The organism is Streptomyces sp. CB02923 (assembly GCF_001905005.1).
Classification (GTDB): Bacteria; Actinomycetota; Actinomycetes; order Streptomycetales; family Streptomycetaceae; genus Streptomyces.
Genome location: NZ_LWKZ01000001.1, coordinates 855,639 through 879,848 on the forward strand (window position 1 = coordinate 855,639; position 24,210 = coordinate 879,848).

Sequence of the window (24,210 nt, forward strand, 5' to 3'; positions counted from 1 at the left end):
GTGCCGGTCCGACGGACGAAAGCTGCCGGTGCCCGGGAACAGAATCACCGTTCCCGGGCACTGACACAGGTATGAGCGACAACGGCCTGAGCGGCGACAACGGCGAGTACCGGACCGAGCACGACTCGATGGGCGAGGTGAAGGTCCCCGCCCGCGCGAAGTGGCGGGCGCAGACGCAGCGCGCGGTGGAGAACTTCCCGGTCTCCGGGCAGCGGCTGGAGCGGGCGCACATCGAGGCGCTGGCCCGTATCAAGGCCGCGGCGGCCAAGGCCAACGCCGGGCTGGGCGTGCTGGACGAGGACGTCGCGGCGGCGATCCAGGAGGCCGCGGCGGAGGTCGCCGACGGCAGGTGGGACGAGCACTTCCCCGTCGACGTGTTCCAGACCGGCTCCGGCACGTCGTCCAACATGAACACCAACGAGGTGCTCGCGACCCTCGCCACCGAGCGGCTGGGCCGCGACGTGCACCCCAACGACCACGTCAACGCCTCCCAGTCGTCCAACGACGTCTTCCCGTCCTCGATCCACATCGCGGCGACCGCGGCCGTCACCCACGACCTGATCCCGGCGCTGGAACACCTGGCGGCGGCGCTGGAGCGCAAGGAGTCGGAGTTCGCCGAGGTCGTCAAGGCGGGCCGGACGCACCTGATGGACGCCACGCCCGTCACCCTCGGCCAGGAGTTCGGCGGCTTCGCGGCACAGGTCCGCTACGGCGTCGAGCGGCTGCGGTCCGCGCTGCCGCGGCTGGCCGAACTGCCGCTGGGCGGTACGGCGGTGGGCACCGGCATCAACACCCCGCCCGGCTTCCCCGCCGCGGTGATCGCCGAGGTGGCGCGGACGACGGGGCTGCCGCTGACCGAGGCGCGCAACCACTTCGAGGCGCAGGGCGCGCGCGACGCGGTCGTGGAGACCAGCGGGCAGCTGCGGACCATCGGCGTCGGCCTGACGAAGATCGCCAACGATCTGCGGTGGATGGCCTCGGGGCCGCGCACCGGCCTCGCCGAGATCAACCTGCCCGACCTCCAGCCCGGTTCGTCCATCATGCCGGGCAAGGTCAACCCGGTGATCCCGGAGGCGGTGCTGATGGTGGCCGCGCAGGTCACCGGCAACGACGCGACGGTGGCCGCGGCGGGCGCCGCGGGCAACTTCGAGCTGAACGTGATGCTGCCGGTCATCGCGAAGAACGTGCTGGAGTCGGTACGGCTGCTGGCCAACGTCACCCGGCTGCTGGCGGACCGCACGGTCGACGGGATCACCGCCAACGCCGAACGGGCCCGGGAGTACGCGGAGTCGTCCCCGTCGGTGGTCACCCCGCTCAACAAGTACATCGGGTACGAGGAGGCCGCCAAGGTCGCCAAGAAGTCGCTCGCCGAGCGCAGGACGATCCGCGAGGTGGTCATCGCGTCCGGGTACGTCGACCAGGGCCTGCTGACGGAGCAGCAGTTGGACGAGGCGCTGGATGTACTGGGTATGACACATCCGTGACGGTCCGTGCGGCTTCCGTCACAGCACGGGCAGCGGCGCCCCTCTAGGATCTGCTCATGACAGCGGACATGGTGGAGACGAGGAAGGGCGCCGCCGGGGCGAAGGGCATGCGGGCCGCCGTGGACGGACCGGGACGCTGGGCGCCCGGGGACCACATCCTGTGGCGCTACCGCGACAACGCCGGCGACGGTATCCACATCTGCCGTCCGATGACCGTCGTACAGGACACCGACGAGCTGCTCGCGGTGTGGATGGCCCCCGGCACGCCCTGCGTCAAGCCGGTGCTGGCCGACGGGACGCCCGTCCACCGCGAGCCGCTCACCAGCCGCTACACCAAGCCGCGCCGCACCAGCCGCGACCAGTGGTTCGGCACCGGCGTGCTGAAGCTGGCCCGGCCGGGCGACCCCTGGTCGGTGTGGCTGTTCTGGGAGCCCGGCTGGCACTTCAAGAACTGGTACGTGAACCTGGAGGAGCCGCGTCGCCGTTGGGCGGGCGGCCTCGACTCCCAGGACCACTTCCTGGACATCTGCGTGTACCCGGACCGGCATTGGGAGTGGCGGGACGAGGACGAGTTCGCGCAGGCCCAGCGGGACGGGCTGATGCCGCCCGCGCTGGCGGCGGACGTACGGGCGGCGGGCCGCGCGGCGGTCGAGCACATCGCCGCGTGGGGGGTGCCGTTCGACTCCGGCTGGGAGGACTGGCGGCCCGATCCGGCGTGGGCCGTGCCGGGTCTGCCGGAGGACTGGGGCCGGGCGCTGCCCGGCCCACGGGAGTGACCGGACGCCCGCGGGCAGGGGCCCGCGGGCGTCCGGTGTGCCCGCGCGCTGGCCGCCGCTGCCGCCCAGCCGGGGGCGGGCCGGCTCCGGGCGTACCGGTGAGCAGGTACGGGCGTGACGTGGCGTGCGAGTGAGCCCCCTTGATGCGCCCCTGGGGATCAACCGTAGGATCGTCCTCCACAAGACTGCACAGGCGTAACTCAAGACTGCACGGAACTGCACGGACGTGGCTCCGAAGGAGCCCCGAACTTGACCGCGGTCGCAGGAGAGGCGAGGTCGTGAGCGCTGAAGGCTACGACGGATACGAGGGCCTGAACGGGTTAGTCCTGGACCGGGCGGGGCAGGCGGAGGCGTTCGACGCGATCGGCGACCGCTACGACGAGGCCTTCCCGCACAAGGACGGCCAGCTCGCGGCCGGCGCCCGGCTCGCGGCCGCGCTGCCGCCCGGGTCGCGGGTACTGGACGTCGGCTGCGGCACGGGCGTGCCGACGGCGCGTCAGCTGGCCGACGCGGGACACACGGTCGTGGGTGTGGACCTCTCCCCCTCGATGGTCGGACTGGCCCGGGACAACGTCCCCGCGGCCCAATTCCACCGGCTGGACATCGCCGACCTGCGCGACGGCCGGCTCGGCGGCCCTGGCTCCTTCGACGGGGCCGCCGCCTTCTTCTCGCTGCTGATGCTGCCCCGCGCGGAGATCCCGTACACCCTGCGGATGCTGCACGCCCTGCTGCGGCCCGGCGGGCTGCTCGCCCTGTCCATGGTCGAAGCCGATCTGGACGACTGCGCGATTCCGTTCCTGGGCAGCGCGATCCGGGTATCCGGTTACCTGCGGGACGACTTGCGCCAGGTCGTGCACGACGCGGGCTTCGAAGTCACCGGGGAGGAATCGTATGCGTATGCCCCGGCCAGTACGGACACCCCACCCGAGATCCAGCTCTTCCTGCACCTGCGACGCGCTTGAGACGCGGCGCGCCACGCGCGCAGCCCCGGACGGATGGAATCCCACGCGTGACGGAGCACCCGACCTCCCACGAACCGCGGCAGGCCGCCCCGCCTGCCGCGTCCTCGGCGACCCCGCACGGGGGCCTGCCCGAGCCGGCGCCGTCCGGCACGGCCGCCGATCCCCGCGGCCTCGCGGGGCAGTCCACGCCGCCCGGCTCCGGCCGGGCGGCCCGCAGACCGGCCGAGGTGGCTGACATGGCTCCAGCGGCGCCGCGCGGTGACGATTCTGCGTACGCCGCGGACAACCGCCGCGAGGAGCCGGGCGCCGGGGCCGCACCCCGGCAGGGCCCCGGCGACAGCGACCCCGCCGGCGCCACCGGCGGCATCGGCCGGCCGCGGGACGGCAGCCGTACGGGCGGCGACGGCGCCGGCCGGCCGCGCCCCGAGGAGACGCCCGGGGTCCCGCCGCACGCCGCACCGCACGGCGTCCCGGTGGACTCCGGCGCGCGCGGCGAGACGGCCGGACGGGCCCCCGACCAGGCGGGCGGCCCGGACGCGCCGCCCGCCCGCTCCGCGCACCCCGCGCAGCCCGCCGAGAGCGTCGAGCTGCTGGCGGCGCGTCAGGCGGGCGGCGACCGGCTGCGGTTCATCGGCGCGGCGACCCGGCGGATCGCCCGCGGCATAGACCTCGACGAGATCGTGCTGGGGCTGTGCCGGGCGACGGTGCCGACGTTCGCCGACGCCATCCTGGTCTATCTGCGCGACCCGCTGCCGGTGGGCGACGAGCGGCCGACCGGGCCGGTGGTGCTGCGGCTGCGCCGTACCGACCGGATTCCCGAGGAGCCGGACACCAACGGCGGGCGGCTGCCGATGCTGCCCGCGCAGCCGGACCTGAGCCCGGCGATGGGCGGCAGCGCGGCGGAGCTGTCCGAGGTGCTGCCGGGCGGGCCGCTGGCGGAGGTGCTGCGCGGCGTGCGGCCGCTGTTCGGCGAGGTGCAGGCGGCGCGTGCGGCGCTGCCGGAGCTGCTCGGCCCGCTCACCCACCTGCCCGCCGGGCACCGGGTGATCCTGGCGCCGCTGCGCGGCCGCCGCCGGGTGATCGGCGCGGCGGTGTTCCTGCGCCGCCCGGACCGTCCGGCCTTCGAGGCGGACGACCTGCTGGTGGCGGCGCAGCTGGCGACGCACACGGCGCTGGGCGTCGACAAGGCGGTGCTGTACGGGCGCGAGGCGTACATCGCCGACGCGTTGCAGCGCACGATGCTGCCGGACTCGCTGCCGCAGCCCACCGGCGTGCGGCTGGCCAGCCGCTATCTGCCCGCCGCGGAGACGGCGCGGGTGGGCGGCGACTGGTACGACGCGATCCCGCTGCCCGGCAGCCGGGTGGCGCTGGTCGTCGGTGACGTCATGGGCCACTCCATGACCTCCGCGGCGATCATGGGCCAGCTGCGCACCACCGCGCAGACCCTCGCGGGTCTGGACCTGCCGCCGCAGGAGGTGCTGCACCATCTCGACGAGCAGGCGCAGCGGCTCGGTTCGGACCGGATGGCGACGTGTCTGTACGCGGTCTACGACCCGGTGGCGCACCGCATCATGGTCGCCAACGCCGGGCACCCGCCGCCCGTGATGCTGCACCGCGGCGGGCGCGCGGAGGTGCTGCGGGTACCGCCGGGCGCGCCGATCGGCGTCGGCGGGGTGGACTTCGAGGCGGTCGAGCTGGACGCGCCCGCGGGCGCCACGCTGGTGCTGTACACGGACGGCCTGGTGGAGTCCCGTATCCGGGACGTGTGGACCGGCATCGAGCAGTTGCGCGAGCGGCTGACGGAGACGGCCCGGCTGACCGGGCCCAACCCGCCGCCGCTGGAGCCGCTGTGCGACGAGGTGCTGGACATGCTCGGTCCCGGTGACCGGGACGACGACATCGCGCTGCTCGCGGCCCGGTTCGACGGGATCGCGCCGAGCGACGTCGCGTACTGGTACCTGGACCCGAAGGCGCAGACGGCCGGGCAGGCGCGCCGGCTGGCCCGCCGGGCGCTGTCCCGGTGGGGCCTGGAGGAGCTGACCGACCAGCTGGAGCTGCTGGTCAGCGAGGTCGTGACGAACGCGGTGCGGTACGCGGAGCGGCCGATCACGCTGCGGCTGCTGCGTACCGACGTGCTGCGCTGCGAGGTCGGCGACGACGTCCCGCAGCTGCCCCGGCTGCGCCAGGCCCGGCCGTCGGACGAGGGCGGGCGCGGTCTGTACCTGGTCAACCGGATGGCCCGGCGCTGGGGCGCGACGCGGCTGAGCACGGGCAAGGTGGTGTGGTTCGAGCTGTCCATGCCGTTCGGGGACGCCCCGTAGGCGGGGTGTTCCGGGCGTCGGTGTACGGGGCCGCCGGGCCGCCGCAGGGCGTACCGGCGGCCGGACTTCGTCTCGAACCGGACGGCGTCCAACGGTTGCCGACACCGCGTCGGCGGAGTTGACTGCTGGGGTGGACATAAGGGACTGACGACCCCACCGGGAGGCGCTCCGCCATGACCAGCTCCGCGCACGACGTCCCGCGTACGACGACCAACGCCGGTGTCCCGGTCGAGAGTGACGAGCATTCGCTCTCCGTGGGGCCGGACGGACCAGTGCTGCTCCAGGACCACTACCTCATCGAGAAGATGGCCCAGTTCAACCGCGAACGGGTGCCCGAGCGGGTGGTGCACGCCAAGGGCAGCGGGGCGTACGGGTTCTTCGAGGTGACGAACGATGTCAGCCAGTTCACCAAGGCGGACCTCTTCCAGCCGGGCCGGCGCACGGAGATGCTGGCCCGCTTCTCGACGGTCGCGGGCGAGCAGGGCTCGCCGGACACCTGGCGCGACCCGCGCGGCTTCGCGCTGAAGTTCTACACCGAGTACGGCAACTACGACCTGGTCGGGAACAACACGCCGGTCTTCTTCGTGCGGGACGCGAGCAAGTTCCAGGACTTCATCCGGTCGCAGAAGCGCCGCCCGGACAGCGGGCTGCGCGACCACGACATGCAGTGGGACTTCTGGACGCTGTCGCCCGAGTCGGCGCACATGGTCACCTGGCTGATGGGCGACCGCGGCATCCCGAAGACGTACCGGCACATGAACGGCTACGGCTCGCACACGTACATGTGGGTCAACGGCGGCGGCGAGCGGTTCTGGATCAAATACCACATCAAGACCGACCAGGGCATCGACTTCCTGACGCAGGAGGAGGCGGACCGGCTCGCGGGCGAGGACGGCGACCTGCACCGCCGCGACCTGTACGCATCGATCGCGGCCGGCGACGCGCCCACGTGGACGATGTACGTCCAGGTGATGCCGTTCGACGACGCGCCGGACTACCGCTTCAACCCGTTCGACCTGACCAAGGTGTGGCCGCACGGCGACTACCCGCTGGTCGAGGTCGGCCGGATGACGCTGGACCGCAACCCCGAGGACTTCTTCGTCCACATCGAGCAGGCCGCGTTCGAGCCGTCCAACATGGTGCCGGGCATCGGCCCGTCGCCGGACAAGATGCTGCTGGGCCGGCTCTTCTCCTACCCGGACACCCACCGCTACCGCATCGGCCCGAACTACATGCAGCTGCCGCCCAACCGCCCGCACTCGGCGGTCAACTCGTACGCGAAGGACGGCCCGATGCGCTACGAGCCGTCCAACGCGGCCCGCCCGTACGCGCCGAACTCGTACGGCGGTCCGGCGGCCGACACGCAGAACTTCGGCGACCCGGCCGGGTGGTACGCGGCGGGCGAGATGGTGCGCGAGGCGTACAAGCTGCGCCGCGATGACGACGACTGGGGGCAGGCGGGCACCCAGGTGCGGCACGTACTGGACGACGCGGCGCGCGGGCGGCTGGTGGACAACGTCGCCGGGCACCTGTCGAAGGGCGTGAGCCGTCCGGTGCTTCAGCGGGCCCTGCAGTACTGGCGCAACGTGGACAAGGCGGTCGGCGACCGGATCGCCGCGCGGTTCAACGGCGGCTGACCAGCGGCGGAAGAGCGGAACGGCCGTGGCCCCCCGCCAGGAGGCGGGGGGCCACGGCGTTGCGGCGCAGGCCGTCCGTCAGTCGAAGTCCTCGAATCCGTCCGGCCGTCCGTTGCTGCCGCCCGCACCGGACGACGGGGAGACGGGAGGCGACTCCGGAGTCTGCGTGGGCGTCCGCGACGGCGTGTGGGACGGCAGCTTCGAGGGCGTCTGCGACGGCGACTTCGAAGGCGTCTGCGACGGGGTCTGCGACGGCGTCTGGGACGGGGTCTGGGACGGCGTCTGCGAGGGAGGGTTGCTCGGCGGCGGGGTGTTGGTCGGGGGCACCCCGGCGCCGAGGTCCGTGTCGAGGTCGAACTTCTCCCCGGTGTTCTCACCGATCGCGGCGGCCGTGTACGTGGCCCAGACCTCGGCCGGGTAGCCGCCGCCGTTGACGCGCCCGCCGCCGCCGGTGCCCTTGAGCGTGACCTGCTTGCCGCCCTTGGCCTCCTCGCCGAACATGCCGACCGCGGTGACCAGCTTCGGCGTGTAGCCGACGAACCACGCCGACTTGTTGTCGTCGGAGGTGCCGGTCTTGCCCGCCGCCTGGTAGTCGGTGCTGCCGATCGCGGACTTGGCCGTACCGTCGTTGACCACGCCGCGCAGGACGGAGGTGACGGTGTCGGCGGTTTCGCGGGTCAGCACCTGGGAGCCGACGGGGTCGGGCAGCTCGGTCTCCTGCGCGCCGTGCTGGGCCTTGACGACCAGGGCCGGGTCGACCTTCTTGCCGTGGTTGTCGAGGGTGGCGTAGGCGCCGGCCATCTGGAGCGGGCTGGCGCCCATGGTGCCGAGCGTCATGGCGGGCCGGACCGGGAACTTGTCGTTCAGGCCCATGCCGACGGCCGTCTTCTTGACCTCGTCCAGGCCCGCGTCCACGCCCATCTGCGCGAAGACGGCGTTGACGGAGTTGTTCGTGGCCTGCTGGACGCTGATCTTGCCGTACGGGTGCTCGTCCTCGTTGGGCGGGGCGAACCCGACGGGGCCGTTCTTGCCCACGACCGGACGGCGGTTGCGCCCGTCGTAGATGGTGTCGGGCGTGATCGGCAGGCCGGCCTGGGTCTTGGCGTGGTTCTCCAGGGCGGAGGCGAAGACCAGGGGCTTGAACGTGGAGGCGGGCTGGAAGTCGGCCCGCGTGGCGTTGTTCATGTAGTGCTTGGTGTAGCCCGCGCCGCCGTACATCGCCAGGACGTGGCCGGTCGCGGGGTCGACCGAGACGGCGCCGAGCTGGGCGTCCCGGTCCGCCTTGCGGCGGGTCGGGTCGAGGCGGTCGGTGAGCTTGTTCTTGACCGCCTTCTCCAGCTCCTGCTGCTTCTTCTTGTCGATGCCCAGGGTGATGGTCCAGCCGCCGGCGTACAGTTCCTTCTCGTCGACGCCCTTGGCGATCAGTTCCCGGTTGGCGGCGTCGATGAAGTAGCCGACCTGTCCGGCCACTCCGGGCATCGGCTTCGGCTTGATGGGCTTCTGGAACGTCTGCTTCTGCCGGTCGGCGGCGTCGAGCCACGTCATCTCGACCATGTTGTCGAGCGTGTACGCCCAGCGCTCCTGCACCCGCTTCTGGCCCGCGGGGGAGGCGATGGCCCAGTCGTACTGGCTGGGCGCCTGGAGCAGGGAGGCCAGGTAGGCGCCCTGGCTGACGGTCAGCTTGTCGACGTCGACGCCGTAGTACGCCTGCGCCGCGGCCTGGATGCCGTACGCGCCGCGGCCGTAGTAGCTGGTGTTCATGTAGCCGGCGAGGATGTCGTCCTTGCTCAGCTTGTTGTCCACCTTGAGGGAGATGACGATCTCCTGGAGCTTGCGGCTGACCGTCTGCTCCTGGCTCAGGTAGTAGTTCTTGACGTACTGCTGGGTGATCGTGGAGCCGCCCTGCTTGCCCTGGCCCCTGACGGTGTTGAGGACGCCGCGCAGGGTGCCCTTCAGGTCGACGCCGGAGTCCTGGTAGAAGGTCTTGTTCTCGGCCGCGACGAAGGCGTGCTGGACGTGCTTGGGGATCTGGTCGATCTTCACGGTCTCGCGGTTCACCGCGTTCTCCGCGCCCTTGCGGGCCATGATCGTGCCGTCGGCGTACTTGTAGACGTTGCTCTGGCTCGTGGCCTGGAAGTTGCCCTCGTCGGGCACGTCCACGTACAGGTACAGCCCGACGAAGCCGAGGATGCCCAGCAGGCACACGCCGAGGAAGGCCCCGAGGAGCTTCTTCCAGGTGAAGAAGCGGCGTATGCCCCCCTTCTTGCCCTTCGGCTTCGCCCGGCGCTTACGCCCCTGAGCCGCTCGCCTCGCGTCCGCTCGCCCCATCGCTCCCGCAACTCCAGTCGTTCCGCCCCCAATAACTCAGCTCACGAAGCTAACACCGCATCTGTCAACAAATGCTCATCGATCAAGGCTTTTCCTGACGTGACAAAGAGCACCCGAACCGGGGGAACCGTCCGGTGAGGATGCCGTATCCGTCTGAGAGCCCTCTTAAAGTGCTATCACTTTGCTAAGCTGGCGTAAGCACAGTCGATCCGCACGGATCCGGCCACGGCACAGCCGTGCGGCGACCCGGCGCGGATCACGGGGATTCTCACGAGGAACGGGGAGAAAACATGACCGACCAGACTCCGGCCGGCGGCACCGACGGGACCGGCGGCGGGACGCAGCTCGCGGCGGACGCCCCCGACATGCCCCGCCCGCAGGTCCGCGAGACGGTGGCGCACAGCATCCCGGGCGGCCTGGGCCTGCTGCTCACCGTCCTCGGCGTGTTCGCCGGGCTCGGCATGATCATCGGTGGCGGCGTGCTCGCCTCGGGCGGCAACCAGCCGGTGGGCGTGCCGATGATCATCGTCGGTGTCCTTCTGCTGGTGGGCTCGCTGTTCTGCATGACGGGCGTGAAGATGGTCGCCCCCGGCGAGGCCCGGGTCATCCAGCTCTTCGGCCGCTACGTCGGCACCATCCACGAGGACGGCCTGCGCTGGGTGAACCCGCTGACCGCCGACCGCAAGATCTCCACCCGCGTCCGCAACCACGAGACCGCGGTCCTGAAGGTCAACGACGCGTACGGCAACCCGATCGAGCTGGCCTCCATCGTGGTGTGGCAGGTCGAGGACACCGCGCAGGCGCTGTTCGAGGTCGACGACTTCCTGGAGTTCGTCGCCACCCAGACCGAGGCGGCGGTGCGGCACATCGCCATCGAGTACCCGTACGACGCGCACGACGAGGACGCGCTGTCGCTGCGCGGCAACGCCGAGGAGATCACCGAGAAGCTGGCCGTCGAACTGACCGCGCGGGTGCAGGCCGCGGGCGTACGGATCATCGAGTCCCGCTTCAGCCACCTCGCGTACGCCCCTGAGATCGCCTCGGCGATGCTCCAGCGGCAGCAGGCCGGCGCGGTCGTGGCGGCCCGCCAGCAGATCGTCGAGGGTGCGGTCGGCATGGTCGAGCAGGCGCTGGCCCGCATCAACGAGCAGGGCATCGTGGAACTGGACGAGGAGCGGAAGGCTGCCATGGTCAGCAACCTGATGGTGGTGCTGTGCGGTGACCGGGCCGCCCAGCCCGTACTGAACACCGGCTCCCTCTACCAGTGAGCGAGGGCGGCTCCCGGGACGCGCCCCGGGACGCCCCCGGGGCCGCCGGGCCCGCGGACGGCGGCCAGGCGGCGCAGCGGCGGGCGCAGCGGCGCAAGCAGATGCTGCTGCGGCTCGATCCGCTGGTGCACGACGCGCTCGCCCGCTGGGCCGACGACGAGCTGCGCAGCGCCAACGCCCAGGTCGAGTTCCTGCTGCGCAAGGCCCTGGCGGACGCGGGGCGGCTGCCGAAGGGCGCGGGCGGGATGCCCCGCCGGGGGCGGCCGCCGAAGGCCGTGGAGCCGGCGGCCGACGGGGAGCCGGAGCCTCCGGAGGGGGCCGGTCCGGGCGGGTGACGACGGAAGCAGCCGGAGGTCCGGCCCGTTCGCGGGCGGGGCCTCCGGCTGCTTACGGCCCGGGTATACACCACAGGTATACACACCATGTAGAGTGCTCCGCATGTCCTACCGGGGCAGTCTCGGGCGCCCTGCGCGGCCCCAGGGCGCGCCCCGGCCGGCGGAGCCCCGGCCCCGCCGCCCGGACCGCCCCTGTCCGCACTTCCGGAGGCCCTCTTATGACCCCGGCCGGTTCCCTCCTCAAGGCCAGCGCCCTGCACAAGGCGTACGGCTCGACCCACGCGCTCGACGGCGCCGAGTTCTCCATCCACCCCGGCGAGGTCGTCGCCGTCATGGGCCCCTCCGGCTCCGGCAAGTCGACCCTGCTGCACTGCCTCGCCGGCATCGTCCGCCCGGACTCCGGCAGCGTGCTCTACGGCTCCCGCGACCTGACGCAGATGAGCGACGCGCAGCGCAGCGCCCTGCGCCGCGCCGACTTCGGCTTCGTCTTCCAGTTCGGGCAGCTCGTCCCCGAACTGACCTGCGTGGAGAACGTGGCCCTGCCGCTGCGCCTGAACGGCGTCAAGCGCAAGGAGGCCGAGGAGCGCTCCCTGGAGTGGCTGGAGCGGCTGGAGGTCGGCGCGGTACGGGACAAGCGGCCCGGCGAGGTCTCCGGCGGCCAGGGCCAGCGCGTCGCGGTGGCCCGCGCCCTCGCCGCCCGGCCCCGCGTGATCTTCGCCGACGAACCCACCGGCGCCCTGGACTCCCTCAACGGCGAACGCGTCATGACCCTGCTGACCGAAGCGGCCCGCGACACCAGCGCCGCCGTCGTCCTGGTCACCCACGAGGCCCGGGTCGCCGCCTACTCCGACCGCGAGATCGTCGTCCGCGACGGCCAGGCCCGGGAAATGGCGGGCACCTCATGACCGCCGTCGACCACCGCCCCGCGGACCACGACGAGCAGCAGGGCAAGGCCCCGGCCGGCCTCGCCGTCTGGTTCCGCGACCTCGTCATGGGCATGCGCTTCGCCGTCGCCAGCGGCCGCGAGGGCTGGGCCCGTACGGCACTGACCGCCATCGGCGTCGGCCTCGGCGCGGCCCTGCTGCTGGGCGCCGCCTCCGTACCGACCCTGCTGCAACACCGCAGCGACCGCGGCACCGCACGCCAGATCGTCATGTCGGAACACGAGGCGAAGCGCTCCGACAGCACCGTCCTCTACGAGAACCTGGGCTCCAAGTTCCGCGGCACCGACGTGGACGGCGTCCTGCTGCGCCCGGAAGGCGGCAGCCCGGCGCTGCCGCCCGGCGTGGACCGGATGCCGGGTCCCGGCGAGATGGTGGTCTCGCCCGTCCTGAAGAAGCTCCTGGAGTCCCCGGACGGCGAACTGCTGCGCGACCGGCTCCCGTGGCGCGTGGTGGGCACCATCGGCGACGAGGGCCTGGTCGGGCCCGCCGAGCACCGCTACTACGCGGGCAGCGCCAGTCTCACCCTCGATCCGGGGAGCGGCGGCGGCGTCGCCCGCACCACCGGGTTCGGCGACAGCCTCCAGTCGCGGCCCATGGACCCGGTCCTGCTCGTCCTGATCCTCGTGGGCTGCGTCGTCCTGCTGATGCCGGTGGCCATCTTCATCGCCACCGCCGTCCGCTTCGGCGGTGAGCGCCGCGACCGGCGGCTGGCCGCGCTGCGCCTGGTGGGCGCCGACAACCGCATGACGCGCCGGATCGCCGCGGGCGAGGCGCTGCTCGGCTCGCTCTTCGGGCTGGCCGTGGGCGTCGGGCTGTTCCTCTTCGGGCGGCAGTTCATCGACAAGCTGGACATCAGCAGCCTCAACGCCTTCCCCGCCGACCTGACGCCGGTCCCCGCGCTGGCCGTCCTGATCGCGCTGGCCGTCCCGGCGTCGGCCGTCGCGGTCTCGCTCTTCGCGCTGCGCGGCGTCGCCATCGAGCCGCTGGGCGTCGTCCGCAACGCCGTCCCGCGCCGGCGCCGGCTGTGGTGGCGGCTGCCGATCCCGCTCATCGGGCTGGCGCTGCTGGCGATGTACGGCACGGTCGACAAGGACACGAAGTCCATCAACCCGTACCAGATCGGCGGCGGCGCGGTCCTGACGCTGCTGGGCCTGACCATGCTGCTGCCCTGGCTGGTGGAAGCGGTCGTGACGCGGCTCAACGGCGGCCGGGTCCCGTGGCAGCTGGCCACCCGCCGGCTCCAGCTGAGCAGCAGCAGTGCGGCCCGCGCGGTCAGCGGCATCACCGTCGCCGTGGCCGGTGCCATCGCGCTGCAGATGCTGTTCGCGGCCGTCGGCAGCGACTACCGGGAGAGAACCGGGCAGGACTCCTCCCGGGCGCAGCTCCAGGTCATGCTGCCGGCCCGGGACGGCGCCGCCACGGAGAAGATGATCGACGAGTTCAAGCACACCAAGGGCGTCAGCGGTGTCATCGCCACCGTCAGCTCGCAGATCCTGTCCGCCAAGGGAGAGCGCAACGAAGGCGGCTACCCGCTGAGCACCTCCGTCTCGGTCGGCTCCTGCGCGACCCTGCAGGAGATCGCCCGGCCGGGCGGCACGTGCAAGGACGGCGACGTCTTCGTGATCAAGGGCGGGGCCGGCTCCTTCACCGACGAGGACCTGCCCAAGGTCGTGCACCCCGGCGGCACGGTGCTCCTCAACGACTTCGACGAGGACGGCAAGCGGGTGGGCAAGCCCAGGCCCTGGACCCTGCCCCGGACGATCCGCACGGTCGACGCCCGGCCGGACCCGAGCGGCGAGCAGGTCACCGGCCTGTACGCCACCCTGGGAGCGGTCGACATGGCGAAGCTGGCCCGTCCCACGGCCAGGGCCATGATCCGGCTGGACCCGGCCGTCCCGGACGCCGCCGAGTACGCCCGCAACACCGCGGCCCGCACCGACCTGGCATCCACCGTCTTCCAGCTGTCGGACAGCAAGGAGGACCCGCGCTACGTGACCGTGCGCCGGGGCCTGATGATCGCGTCCATCGCGACCATGACGCTGATCGCCGCCAGCATGCTGGTCACCACCCTGGAGCAGCTGCGCGAACGCCGCCGCCTGCTGTCGGTCCTGGTGGCCTTCGGCACCCGGCGCGGCACGCTCGCCTGGTCGGTGCTGTGGCAGACCGCCATCCCCATGGCCCTGGGCCTGGTGCTCGCGGTGGCCGGTGGTCTCGGACTCGGCCGGGTGCTGCTGATGCTGGCGGACAAGAGCGGCGTCGCCTGGTCGGCGGTGTGGCCGCTGCCCCTGGTCGGAGGCGGCCTGGTGGTACTCGTGACGCTGCTGAGCATGCCGCCGCTGTGGCGCATGATGCGTGCGGACGGGCTGCGTACGGAGTGACCCGGCGCCGGTGCCCCGGGGTCCGTACCACGGGCCCCGGGGCACCGGCGGTGCTATGCACGACGCGTATACACCACGGCTGTAGCGACGAAGTAAGGTGGTCGGCATGTCAATCGGTCATACGCTTCTTGGCCTCCTGGAGTCCGGGCCCCGCCATGGCTACGACCTCAAGCGGGCGTTCGACGAGCACTTCGGCCACGATCGCCCCCTGCATTACGGACAGGTCTACTCGACCATGTCCCGCCTGCTGAAGAACGGCCTCGTCGAGGTGGACGGCGTCGAGGCGGGCGCCGGCCCGGAGCGCAAGCGCTACGCCATCACGGACGCCGGCGTCACCGACGTCGCCCAGTGGCTGGCCCGGCCCGAGAAGCCCGAGCCGTACCTCCAGTCGACGCTGTACACGAAGGTCGTGATGGCCCTGCTCACCGGCCGGGACGCCGCCGAACTGCTGGACTCCCAGCGCGCCGAGCACCTGCGCCTGATGCGCGGCCTGACCGAGCGCAAGCGCAGGGGCGACCTCGCCGACCAGCTCATCTGCGACCACGCGCTGTTCCACCTGGAGGCCGACCTGCGCTGGCTCGAACTGACCGCCGCCCGCCTGGACAAGCTGGCCGCGGTGATCCGCCCGTGACGCCCGCGGGATCGCTGCTGGCCGCCGAGGGCCTGCACAAGGCGTTCGGCCAGACCGCCGCGCTGGACGGGGTGGACTTCTCCATCCACCCCGGTGAGGTCGTCGCCGTCATGGGCCCCTCCGGCTCCGGCAAGTCGACCCTGCTGCACTGCCTGGCGGGCATCGTCCTGCCGGACTCCGGCAGTGTCCGCTACGGCGACCACGACGTGACGCAGCTCAGCGACGCGCAGCGCAGCGCCCTGCGCCGCGCCGACTTCGGCTTCGTCTTCCAGTTCGGGCAGCTCGTCCCGGAACTGACCTGCCTGGAGAACGTCGCCCTGCCGCTGCGCCTGAACGGCGTCAAGCGCAAGGAGGCGCAGCGGCACGCCCGCGAGTGGCTGGAGCGCCTGGAGGTCGAGGACACCGAAGGCAAGCGGCCCGGCGAGGTCTCCGGCGGCCAGGGCCAGCGCGTCGCGGTGGCCCGCGCCCTCGCCGCCCGGCCCCGCGTGATCTTCGCCGACGAACCCACCGGCGCCCTGGACTCCCTCAACGGCGAACGCGTCATGACCCTCCTGACCGACGCCGCCCGCGACACCAATGCCGCCGTCGTCCTGGTCACCCACGAATCCCGGGTCGCCGCCTACTCCGACCGCGAGATCGTCGTCCGCGACGGCAAGGTGAAGGACATGCTGGCGGGCCTGATATGAGCCTGCCCGACCCTTCGGCCCGGTCCGGCGCGGGAGGGGCCCGCGCCCCGATCGGCACCGCCGGATGACCTTGCTCGGCCCCCGTACGAAGGGCGGGTCCGCCGGTCCTGGCAAAAGCGGCACCCGGCGTCCCGCGCACCCGGCCCCGCCCGGCCCGCCTCCCGCCGGCCCGGTCGCCTGGGCCCGCGACCTGGCCACCGGGCTGCGCTTCGCCGCGGGCGGCGGCCGCGAAGGCTGGATCCGTACGGCGCTGACCGCCGTCGGCGTCGGCCTCGGCGTCGCCGTCCTGCTGCTCGGCGCGTCCGCACCGTCCCTGCTCGATTCCTGGCACGGCCGGGAGAAGGCCCGCGAGAACCTGGGGCAGGCGAACGAGCCGCGCCCCGCCGACGACACGCTGCTGTACGCCCACGCCGACACCCGCTACCACCACCAGAACATCCGCGGCCGGCTCGTCAAGCCCGACGGGACGCGTCCGCCGGCTCCGCCGGGCGTCGCCGCCCTGCCGGGCCCGGGGACCATGCTGGCCTCCCCCGCCCTCAAGGAGCTGCTGGACTCGCCCGGCGGCACGGCCCTGCGCGAACGGCTCCCGTACCGCGTGGTGGGCACCATCGGCGACGACGGACTGCAAGGCCCCGCCGAACTGACGTATCTCGCGGGCAGCTCCGCGCTGACCGAACGGCTCGGGGCCGGCCGCATCGACCACTTCGGGTCGGCATTCGAACGGCGCCCGATGCGGGCCCCCGCGGTGGTGCTGGTGATCATGACGTGTGTGGCGCTGCTGACGCCGGTCATGGTCTTCATCGGCACCTCCGTACGGTTCGGCAACGAGCGCCGCGAACTCCGGCTCGCCGCGCTGCGCCTGGTCGGCGCCGACATCCGCACGACCCGGCGGATCGCCGCCGGGGAGGCGCTGCTCGGCTCGCTGGCGGGCCTGGTGCTGGGCGCCGCATTCTTCCTCGGGGGGCGGCAGTTCGCCTCGGTGGTGACCCTGTGGGACATCAACGTCTTCCCGTCGGACATCACCCCGGACCCGCTGCTGGCCACGCTGGTCGCGGTGCTGGTGCCGTCCGCCGCCGTGCTGGTGACGCTGTTCGCGCAGCGCGGTGTGACGGTCGAGCCGCTGGGCGTCGTCCGCAACCGGCCGCCCGTACGGCGCCGCCTGTGGTGGCGGCCGCTGGTACCGCTGGCCGGGGCCGGGCTGCTGGTGACCGTCTCGCGGGACGTCGACCGGGTGGACAGCCCGTTGAACACGGCCCGCCTCGCCATCGGCGCGACCCTGCTGCTGCTCGGCGTCACGGCGTTGCTGCCGTGGCTGGCCGACGCGGTGGTGCGGCGGCTGCGCGGCGGCCCGGTGCCCTGGCAGCTGGCCACCCGGCGGCTCCAGCTGAACAGCGGGGCGGCCACCCGCGCGGTCGGCGGCATCACCGTCGCGGTCGCCGGGGCCATCGCCGTCCACATGACCTTCACCGGGATGCAGGCCGGGTTCGCCGAGAGCTACACCCGCACCGGCCGCCCGGTGGTCGAGATCACCGGGGGCACCAGCGGCTGGGAGCAGACCCGGAGCGCGCTCGCGGCGCTGCGCGGCGCCGAGGGGGTGGGCCGGGCGGACGGCACCATCGAGTCCTCGGTGGCGGCCGCGGGCGACCGGGGCCGGCTGATGGACGGCAGCGACTTCCGCGTGACGGACAGCGTGTTCGCCACGGTCGGTGACTGCGCCGCGCTGGCCCGGCTGGCCGAGGTCGGCCCCTGCCGGGACGGCGACGTCTTCCTCACCGACAACCTGCGGGACCGCGCCGTCGCGAAACCGGGTGCCCGGCTCAACCTCGACCCGCCCGAGGGCTCCGGCCCCGGCCGCCCGCCGCAGCTGTGGACGCTGCCCGCCACGGCCCGCACCGTGCTCGCGCGCACGGACAGCGACGACCTGCCGGTCCACGGCATCCTGATCACCCCGTCCGCGGTCGACGTGCACCGGATGTACCGGCCCCTGATGCACCTGACGGTCCGCTACGACCCCGCCGTACCGGACGCGGTGGAACACATCCGTACCGCCGCGGCGCGCGTCAACCCGTCGATGGGCGTGGTCCCGCTGGCCGAGAACCGGCACGACGGGCAGTACGACAGCCTGCGCACCGGGCTGTTCATCGGCGCGGTGATCACCCTGCTGCTGATCGGCGCGGGCCTGGTGATCTCCACCGTGGAGCAGCTCCACGAGCACCGGCGGCTGCTGTCGGTGCTGGACGCGTTCGGCACCCGGCGCGCGACGCTGGGCTGGTCGGTCCTGTGGCAGACCGCGATCCCCGTCGCCCTGGGCCTGGTGCTCGCCGTCGGTGGCGGGCTGGCGCTGGGCACGCTGCTGCTGTGGATGATCGACAGCGCGGTGTTCGTGGACTGGCCGGTGGTGGCGGGGATGGCGGGCGCCGGTGCCGCGGTGATCCTGCTGGTGACGGTGCTCAGCCTGCCGCCGCTGTGGCGGATGATGCGGCCGGACGGCCTACGGACGGAGTGAACACACGTGGTGGACGAGCCCCGACGGCACCTGGTCGGGCGCTGGTGCCGCGACCTCGCCATGGGCGTACGGTTCGCGGTCGGCGGCGGCCGGGAGGGCTGGATCCGTACGTCGCTGACCGCGCTCGGCGTGGGGCTGGGCGTCGCGGTCCTGCTGATCGCCGCCGCCGTCCCGCAGGCCGTCGGCACCGCCGTCGCCCGCGACCAGGCCCGCTCCGACACGTTCGGCGTGGTCACCGCCGCCACGGCCCGCACCCTGCTGGTCTCCGACACCGACACGGCCTACCGCGGACAGTCCGTCCGCGGGCGCCTGGTGCGGCCCGACGGGGACCGGCCCGCCACCCCGCCCGGCGTGCCGCGGCTCCCGGGACCCGGCGAGATGGTCGTCTCGCCCGCCCTCGCGGACCTGCTGTCCTCCTCGGACGGCGCGGACCTGCGCGACCGCTTCAAGGGCGTCCGTACGGTGGGGCGGATCGGCACGGACGGGCTGACCGGGCCGGACGAACTGGCGTACTACCAAGGGTCGGACCGGCTCACCGGCCCCCATGGAGGCACCACGCGGATCGCCGCCTTCGGACAGGTCCCCGACGGCGCCCTGCCCGTCACCAATCCCCAGCTGCTGCTGGCGATCCTCGTCGGCAGCGTGGCACTGCTCGCCCCCGTGGCCGTGTTCATCGCCGCCGCGGTGCGCTTCGGCGGGGAACGCCGGGACCGACGGCTGGCGGCGCTGCGCCTGGTGGGCACCGACCGCGCCACGACCCGGCGGATCGCGGCCGGCGAGGCGCTGGCCGGGGCGCTGCTGGGCCTGCTCACCGGCGCCGTCGTCTTCCTGGCCGCCCGCTACCCGCTGTCGGGGATACGGGTGCTGGACTTCGGGGTCTTCCCCTCCGACGTCGTACCGGACCCGCTGCTGGCCGCCCTCGTGGCGCTGGCCGTCCCGGCCTGCTCGGTCGGCGTCGCGCTGCTGACGATGCGCCGGATCACCGTCGAACCGCTCGGCGTGACCCGGTCGGCGCCGCCGGTGCGGCGCCGTCTGTGGTGGCGGCTGCTGCTGCCCGCGGCGGGCGTCGCGCTGCTGTGGCCCATGGCGGCCGGCCACACGGCGATCGTGGGCGACGCGGCCGGGGCCCAGGTGGTCGCGGGCACCTCGCTGCTCCTGCTGGGCGTCGCGGCGCTGCTGCCGTGGCTGCTGGACGCCGTCGTCTCCCGGACCGGCGCGGGCGGCAGCCCGTCCTGGCAGCTGGCGGTGCGGCGGCTCCAGTTGAGCACCACCGCGGCGGCCCGCTCGGTCAGCGGTATCACCGTGGCGGTCGCCGGAGTCGTCGCGGTGCAGCTGCTGCTGGCCGGTATCCAGACCAACGACCTGCCGGACCAGCTCCGGCCGTCCGACAGGCACCAGATGATGGTCGCCGCCCGGCAGGGAGAGCTGCCGTCGGCCGGCGCTCACGAGATGTACCGGAAGCTGCGGGAGACGCCGGGCGTGCGGAGCGCGTACGGCGCACTGCTCAGCAGCGCGGGCCCGCTGCCGTCCGGCAGCCGCCGGGCCGCCGCGGAATCCGGCCCTGACGCGGTGCCCGACCCGCCTCCCTACCGGCTGACCGTGGCCGACTGCGACACCCTTCGCCGCATGGTCCGCGCCGACCGGTGCGCCGACGGCGACGTGTTCTACACCCCTCCCACGGCTGTACGGGAGGACGGCACGGAAACCGGCCTGCCCGCCCCCGACGCACCCCCGGCCCCCCACTCCGGCACCCGGCTGGCCGTCTCCCCGGACGCCGGGGGCCGCCCCGCCGCCTGGACGGTCCCGCGCACCGCGCACACCGTCGGCACGCTCCCCAACTACTTCTCCCTGCACGACGCCAACATCCTCGCCACCCCGGGCGCTCTGGACCCCGCGCTGCTGCGGGACCCCACCGCCGAGGCCGAGATCCACCTCGACCCGGACCGGCCGGAAGCCGTCGAATACGTACGCAACACCGCGGCGCAGATCGACCCGCGACTGGCCGTCATGGCGCTGGGCGAGGGCCTGAACGGCCGGAGCGAGGCCGGGCTGTTCGACATCGTCGGTGCGGCGCTCCAGGCCGGCGGGATGGCGGTGCTGTGCCTCATCGGGGCGGGCCTGCTCATCTCCGTACTGGAGCAACTGCGCGAACGCAGGCTGCTGTTGTCGGCCCTCGACGCCTTCGGGACGCCACGCCGCACACTCGGCCGGTCGGTGCTGTGGCAGACCGCCATCCCCGTCGTCCTCGGCCTGGCCCTCGCCGTCGGCTGCGGACTGGGCGTCGGCCTCCTGCTGCTGCGCCTGGTGAACAAGCCGGCGCTGCCGGACTGGACCGGCATCGCGGCCCTCACCGGCACGGCCGGCGCGGTGATCCTCGCGGTGACCGCGCTCAGCCTGCCGCTGCTGTGGCGGCTGATGCGGCCGGAGGGACTGCGGACGGAGTAGCAGGGGCAGGGCCGTCAAGGACGCGTGCGCGCGGCCCGGTCACGTCCGGGTGCGTGGTCGTACGGATGTGCCGTCGGGCGGTGGCAGCCGTACGGCCGGGTTCACCCGGCGATCCGTACCGGAAGGTCCTTCATCGCCTCGCGCAGCGCGGCCGCGAACTCCTCGAACTCGCCCTGGCGTGCCGCCCCCGACCGCATGGCCAGCGCGATGCGCCGGGACGGCGCCGGGTCGGCGAAGTACCCGGTCGTCAGCTGGTCGTTGCGGGCCGTCTCGACGCGCAGCGCGGTGCGCGGCAGCAGGGTGACACCCAGGCCGCCCGCGACCAGCTGCACCAGCGTCGACAGGCCCGCCGCGCTGGTTGTCACCGGCGCGCCTTCCACGCGGCCCGCCTCCCGGCAGATGTCCAGCGCCTGGTCGCGCAGGCAGTGCCCCTCGTCAAGCAGCAGCAGGTCCATCTCCTTGAGCGCCTCGCGCGGGATGTCCCCGCGCCCGCCCAGCCAGTGGTCCTTCGGCGCGACCAGCACGAAGTCCTCGTCGAACAGCGGGATTTCGGTGACCGTCGGAGCGCCGAGCGGCACGGCGAGCAGCAGCAGGTCCAGCCGCCCCTGCTGGAGGCCGTCCAGCAGCGAGCCGGTCTGCTCCTCGTGGACCTGGAGCTCCAGGTCGGGGTAGGTGTCGTGCACCAGCCGCAGGACGGTCGGCAGCAGGTACGGGGCGACGGTCGGGATCACCCCGAGCCGCAGCACGCCGGTGAACGGCGCACGGGCCGCCTCGGCCTCCTCCATGAGGTCACCCACCGCTTCCAGGACGGTACGGGCGCGGGCGGCGATCCGCTCCCCGGCGGGCGAGAGCAGGACCTTGCGCGTCGTGCGCTCCAGCAGCTGCACCCCGAGGGCTTCCTCCAGCGCGGATACGGCGCCGGACAGCGCGGGCTGGCTCATGCCGATCTCCGCCGCGGCCTCCCGGAAGTGCAGGTGTTCGGCCACGGCGGCAAAGGCCCGCAGCTGCGCCAGACTGGGCTGCCGCGGCCGGGTCCCGGGATTCGTGGGGGATGCCACCGATAGCCACCTCCGATCAGAGTGATCCAGTCTAATGGCGTGGAGGCGCCTGCCGCGGGGGAGGACTTTTCGGGGGTCCGGGGCCGACGGCGGGCCGGACAATTGCCGCACGGCGTTACCGGCCGGTTTGGGTGTGGTGGCACGGCGGCGGGTTTCGGGGTGGATGTCCGAGGGAGCCTGCCGTGCGGCGTCACGCGGCGCATTCCACGGGCGGGGATTCCCCGTCCCCTCATTTCGGCGTTCACCACGGGATTGCGGACCGGCCGACCGGTCGGGATTCCCCGGACACGGCACCGCATTTCGACCGCGGAGCGCGGCCCGCCGCGCGCGGCCATGCCGTCGGCGACGCCGCCGCGGATAGGGCGTCGCGCGGATACGGACCGTCCCCGAAACCCGCGCCGCCGGCTTTCCGGCGACTGCAATCAACCACGATCCGGACGGCGGCAGCCGGCGCCGATTTTCCGGCGCACCGGCTGCCACCAGCACCGTTCATCAGGCCCTGGGCCTGGACCGGCCGAAATCCGCCCGCTGTCGCGGTGTCCCCGGCCGGTGGGGCGACGCTTACTTCCCGGCGTTCCGGTCTTACTTTCCGGCGTTCTGGTACGCCTCACGGATATCGGCCGACACACGGCCGCGCTCGTTCACCTCGTAACCGTTGTCCTTGGCCCAGGCGCGGATCTTCGCGGTCTCGCCCGAACCCGAACCCGAACCCGAAGCGGAGCCCGCCTTGCGCGACCCGGCACCCGTCTTCATACGCCCGGTGCGGCGGCCGGCCTTCAGGAAGGGGCCGATCGCCTCCAGCAGCTTGTCGTAGCTGTCCGGGGCGAGGTCGACCTCGTATGCAATACCGTCGACCGCGAGGGAGTGCGTGGCGACCTCCGCGGATTCTTCGCCGGTGAGGTCATCCGTGTAAATAGTGACGATCTTCTGTGCCATGCGGGTGATTGTACGTCTCACGGCTCGCCATGGGGCGAATCTTTGGCGAGGTGCACGAACCGGGGAACATCGTTTCGGAGATAGCCGGTGGATTCCCTAGATTCCCGCCCCTTTTCGACCGATCCGGCATTGTTGTGCACGAGCGTCCGTACATCACGACGGCCGGGACCGCCCGCGGAGCGCGCCACCCCCGCTCCGGCGACTGATAGCCAGCACCGATCAACGCGGCATGATCTGGCTATTTCCCCGATCAATGACCCCTGTGGCACTGTAGGGAACCGTCCAACCCCTCGCGTAAGCCCCTCAACAGGACTTACGGCACACGAAGGAGAGCACGTGCTCACTGTCGGTGACAAGTTCCCCGAGTTCGATCTGACCGCCTGCGTGTCGCTGGAGAGCGGCAAGGAGTTCGACCAGATCAACCACAAGACCTACGAAGGCAAGTGGAAGATCGTCTTCGCGTGGCCCAAGGACTTCACCTTCGTGTGCCCGACGGAGATCGCCGCCTTCGGCAAGCTGAACGACGAGTTCGCCGACCGCGACGCCCAGGTCCTCGGCTTCTCCGGTGACTCCGAGTTCGTGCACCACGCCTGGCGCAAGGACCACCCGGACCTGACCGACCTGCCCTTCCCGATGCTCGCCGACTCCAAGCACGAGCTCATGCGCGCGCTCGGCATCGAGGGCGAGGACGGCTTCGCGCAGCGTGCCGTCTTCATCGTGGACCAGAACAACGAGATCCAGTTCACCATGGTGACCGCCGGTTCCGTCGGCCGTAACCCCAAGGAGGTCCTGCGGGTCCTCGACGCGCTGCAGACCGACGAGCTGTGCCCCTGCAACTGGAGCAAGGGCGACGAGACCCTCGACCCGGTCGCGCTGCTCTCGGGCGAGTGAACTGCGGCTAGCGAAGCGGAAGGAGATCCGACATGGCTCTCGACGAACTGAAGTCCGCCGTTCCGGACTTCGCCAAGGACCTGAAGCTGAACCTCGGTTCGGTGATCGGCAACAGCGAGCTGCCCAAGCAGCAGCTCTGGGGCACCGTCCTGGCCTGCGCGATCGCCTCGCGCTCGCCGAAGGTGCTGCGTGAGCTGGAGCCGGAGGCCAAGGCCAACCTCTCCGACGAGGCCTACGCCGCGGCCAAGTCCGCCGCCGCCATCATGGCGATGAACAACGTGTTCTACCGGACCCGGCACCTGCTGTCGGACCCGGAGTACGGCACGATGCGCGCCGGCCTGCGGATGAACGTCATCGGCAACCCGGGCGTGGAGAAGGTCGACTTCGAGCTGTGGTCGCTGGCCGTCTCGGCCATCAACGGCTGCGGCATGTGCCTGGACTCGCACGAGCAGGTGCTGCGCAAGGCGGGCGTGGACCGCGAGACGATCCTTGAGGCCATCAAGATCGCTTCCGTCCTCCAGGCCGTCGGCGCCACCCTCGACTCCGAGGCCGTCCTCGCCGAGTAGGTGAACCGGAGGCGCCCTTATAGGCGCCCGGCCGGTACAGCAGAGCCCCGCGGACCAC

The 24,210-nt window shown here is 72.6% G+C and carries 18 protein-coding genes; 15 read left to right on the forward strand and 3 right to left on the reverse strand.

Translation table 11 applies throughout. The annotated features are described in order from the left end of the window. Window positions 1-71 precede the first annotated feature (71 nt). The 5 genes from A6A06_RS03570 (at window position 72) to A6A06_RS03590 (ending at window position 7,180) form a co-directional block, all read left to right on the forward strand. The gene (locus tag A6A06_RS03570) at window positions 72-1,484 is read left to right on the forward strand and encodes a class II fumarate hydratase (RefSeq protein ID WP_073758641.1); all 1,413 of its coding nucleotides are present in this window, start codon (window positions 72-74) and stop codon (window positions 1,482-1,484) included. Between the two features lie 56 nt (window positions 1,485-1,540). Further along, complete coding sequence (fomD, locus tag A6A06_RS03575; RefSeq protein ID WP_073758644.1) at window positions 1,541-2,260, forward strand: cytidylyl-2-hydroxypropylphosphonate hydrolase; 720 nt, start codon at window positions 1,541-1,543, stop codon at window positions 2,258-2,260. A gap of 278 nt (window positions 2,261-2,538) precedes the next feature. Next, window positions 2,539-3,222 (forward strand): class I SAM-dependent DNA methyltransferase, encoded by a 684-nt coding sequence (locus A6A06_RS03580; protein WP_073758646.1) that lies wholly within the window; start codon window positions 2,539-2,541, stop codon window positions 3,220-3,222. Between the two features lie 47 nt (window positions 3,223-3,269). Beyond that, a complete protein-coding gene (locus A6A06_RS03585; RefSeq protein WP_073758648.1) occupies window positions 3,270-5,543 on the forward strand; it encodes a SpoIIE family protein phosphatase in 2,274 nt (757 codons plus the stop codon). Between the two features lie 173 nt (window positions 5,544-5,716). Further along, window positions 5,717-7,180, forward strand: a complete 1,464-nt coding sequence (locus tag A6A06_RS03590) for a catalase (RefSeq protein WP_073758650.1) — start codon at window positions 5,717-5,719, stop codon at window positions 7,178-7,180. Between the two features lie 78 nt (window positions 7,181-7,258). On the opposite strand, the gene A6A06_RS03595 is transcribed toward A6A06_RS03590, so the two are convergent. Next, window positions 7,259-9,508, reverse strand: a complete 2,250-nt coding sequence (locus A6A06_RS03595) for a transglycosylase domain-containing protein (RefSeq protein ID WP_073758652.1) — start codon at window positions 9,506-9,508, stop codon at window positions 7,259-7,261. Between the two features lie 290 nt (window positions 9,509-9,798). Here A6A06_RS03595 and A6A06_RS03600 point away from each other — a divergent pair, with 290 nt between their 5' ends. The 8 genes from A6A06_RS03600 to A6A06_RS03635 all read left to right on the forward strand — a co-directional run bounded on the left by A6A06_RS03600 (window position 9,799) and on the right by A6A06_RS03635 (window position 20,701). Then, window positions 9,799-10,776: an SPFH domain-containing protein gene (locus tag A6A06_RS03600; protein ID WP_073758654.1), complete on the forward strand. Its 978-nt coding sequence runs from the start codon at window positions 9,799-9,801 to the stop codon at window positions 10,774-10,776. Then, window positions 10,773-11,111 (forward strand): hypothetical protein, encoded by a 339-nt coding sequence (locus A6A06_RS03605; RefSeq protein WP_073758656.1) that lies wholly within the window; start codon window positions 10,773-10,775, stop codon window positions 11,109-11,111. Before A6A06_RS03600 ends, A6A06_RS03605 begins: the two co-directional genes overlap by 4 nt. Before the next feature lie 218 nt (window positions 11,112-11,329). After that, window positions 11,330-12,016, forward strand: coding sequence for an ABC transporter ATP-binding protein (locus A6A06_RS03610; RefSeq protein ID WP_073758658.1), 687 nt, complete (start codon window positions 11,330-11,332; stop codon window positions 12,014-12,016). Next, window positions 12,013-14,433: an ABC transporter permease gene (locus A6A06_RS03615; protein ID WP_079193761.1), complete on the forward strand. Its 2,421-nt coding sequence runs from the start codon at window positions 12,013-12,015 to the stop codon at window positions 14,431-14,433. Before A6A06_RS03610 ends, A6A06_RS03615 begins: the two co-directional genes overlap by 4 nt. Window positions 14,434-14,539: 106 nt before the next feature. Next, window positions 14,540-15,064, forward strand: coding sequence for a PadR family transcriptional regulator (locus tag A6A06_RS03620; RefSeq protein ID WP_073758660.1), 525 nt, complete (start codon window positions 14,540-14,542; stop codon window positions 15,062-15,064). Beyond that, on the forward strand, window positions 15,061-15,750 hold the full coding sequence (locus A6A06_RS03625; RefSeq protein ID WP_073758662.1) for an ABC transporter ATP-binding protein: 690 nt from the start codon (window positions 15,061-15,063) through the stop codon (window positions 15,748-15,750). The genes A6A06_RS03620 and A6A06_RS03625 overlap by 4 nt, the downstream gene beginning before the upstream one ends. Window positions 15,751-15,814: 64 nt before the next feature. After that, window positions 15,815-18,256: an ABC transporter permease gene (locus A6A06_RS03630; RefSeq protein ID WP_079193762.1), complete on the forward strand. Its 2,442-nt coding sequence runs from the start codon at window positions 15,815-15,817 to the stop codon at window positions 18,254-18,256. A gap of 60 nt (window positions 18,257-18,316) precedes the next feature. Then, window positions 18,317-20,701 (forward strand): FtsX-like permease family protein, encoded by a 2,385-nt coding sequence (locus A6A06_RS03635; RefSeq protein ID WP_073759771.1) that lies wholly within the window; start codon window positions 18,317-18,319, stop codon window positions 20,699-20,701. 101 nt (window positions 20,702-20,802) lie between these two features. On the opposite strand, the gene A6A06_RS03640 is transcribed toward A6A06_RS03635, so the two are convergent. Continuing rightward, window positions 20,803-21,759 (reverse strand): LysR substrate-binding domain-containing protein, encoded by a 957-nt coding sequence (locus tag A6A06_RS03640; protein WP_073758664.1) that lies wholly within the window; start codon window positions 21,757-21,759, stop codon window positions 20,803-20,805. Between the two features lie 582 nt (window positions 21,760-22,341). After that, window positions 22,342-22,695, reverse strand: coding sequence for a histone-like nucleoid-structuring protein Lsr2 (locus A6A06_RS03645; RefSeq protein WP_073758666.1), 354 nt, complete (start codon window positions 22,693-22,695; stop codon window positions 22,342-22,344). A gap of 336 nt (window positions 22,696-23,031) precedes the next feature. On the opposite strand from A6A06_RS03645, the gene A6A06_RS03650 reads away from it, so the two are divergent. Both A6A06_RS03650 and A6A06_RS03655 read left to right on the forward strand, forming a co-directional pair. Beyond that, window positions 23,032-23,586 (forward strand): peroxiredoxin, encoded by a 555-nt coding sequence (locus A6A06_RS03650; protein WP_073758668.1) that lies wholly within the window; start codon window positions 23,032-23,034, stop codon window positions 23,584-23,586. Between the two features lie 32 nt (window positions 23,587-23,618). Next, the gene (locus A6A06_RS03655) at window positions 23,619-24,152 is read left to right on the forward strand and encodes an alkyl hydroperoxide reductase (protein WP_073758671.1); all 534 of its coding nucleotides are present in this window, start codon (window positions 23,619-23,621) and stop codon (window positions 24,150-24,152) included. Window positions 24,153-24,210: the final 58 nt, after the last annotated feature.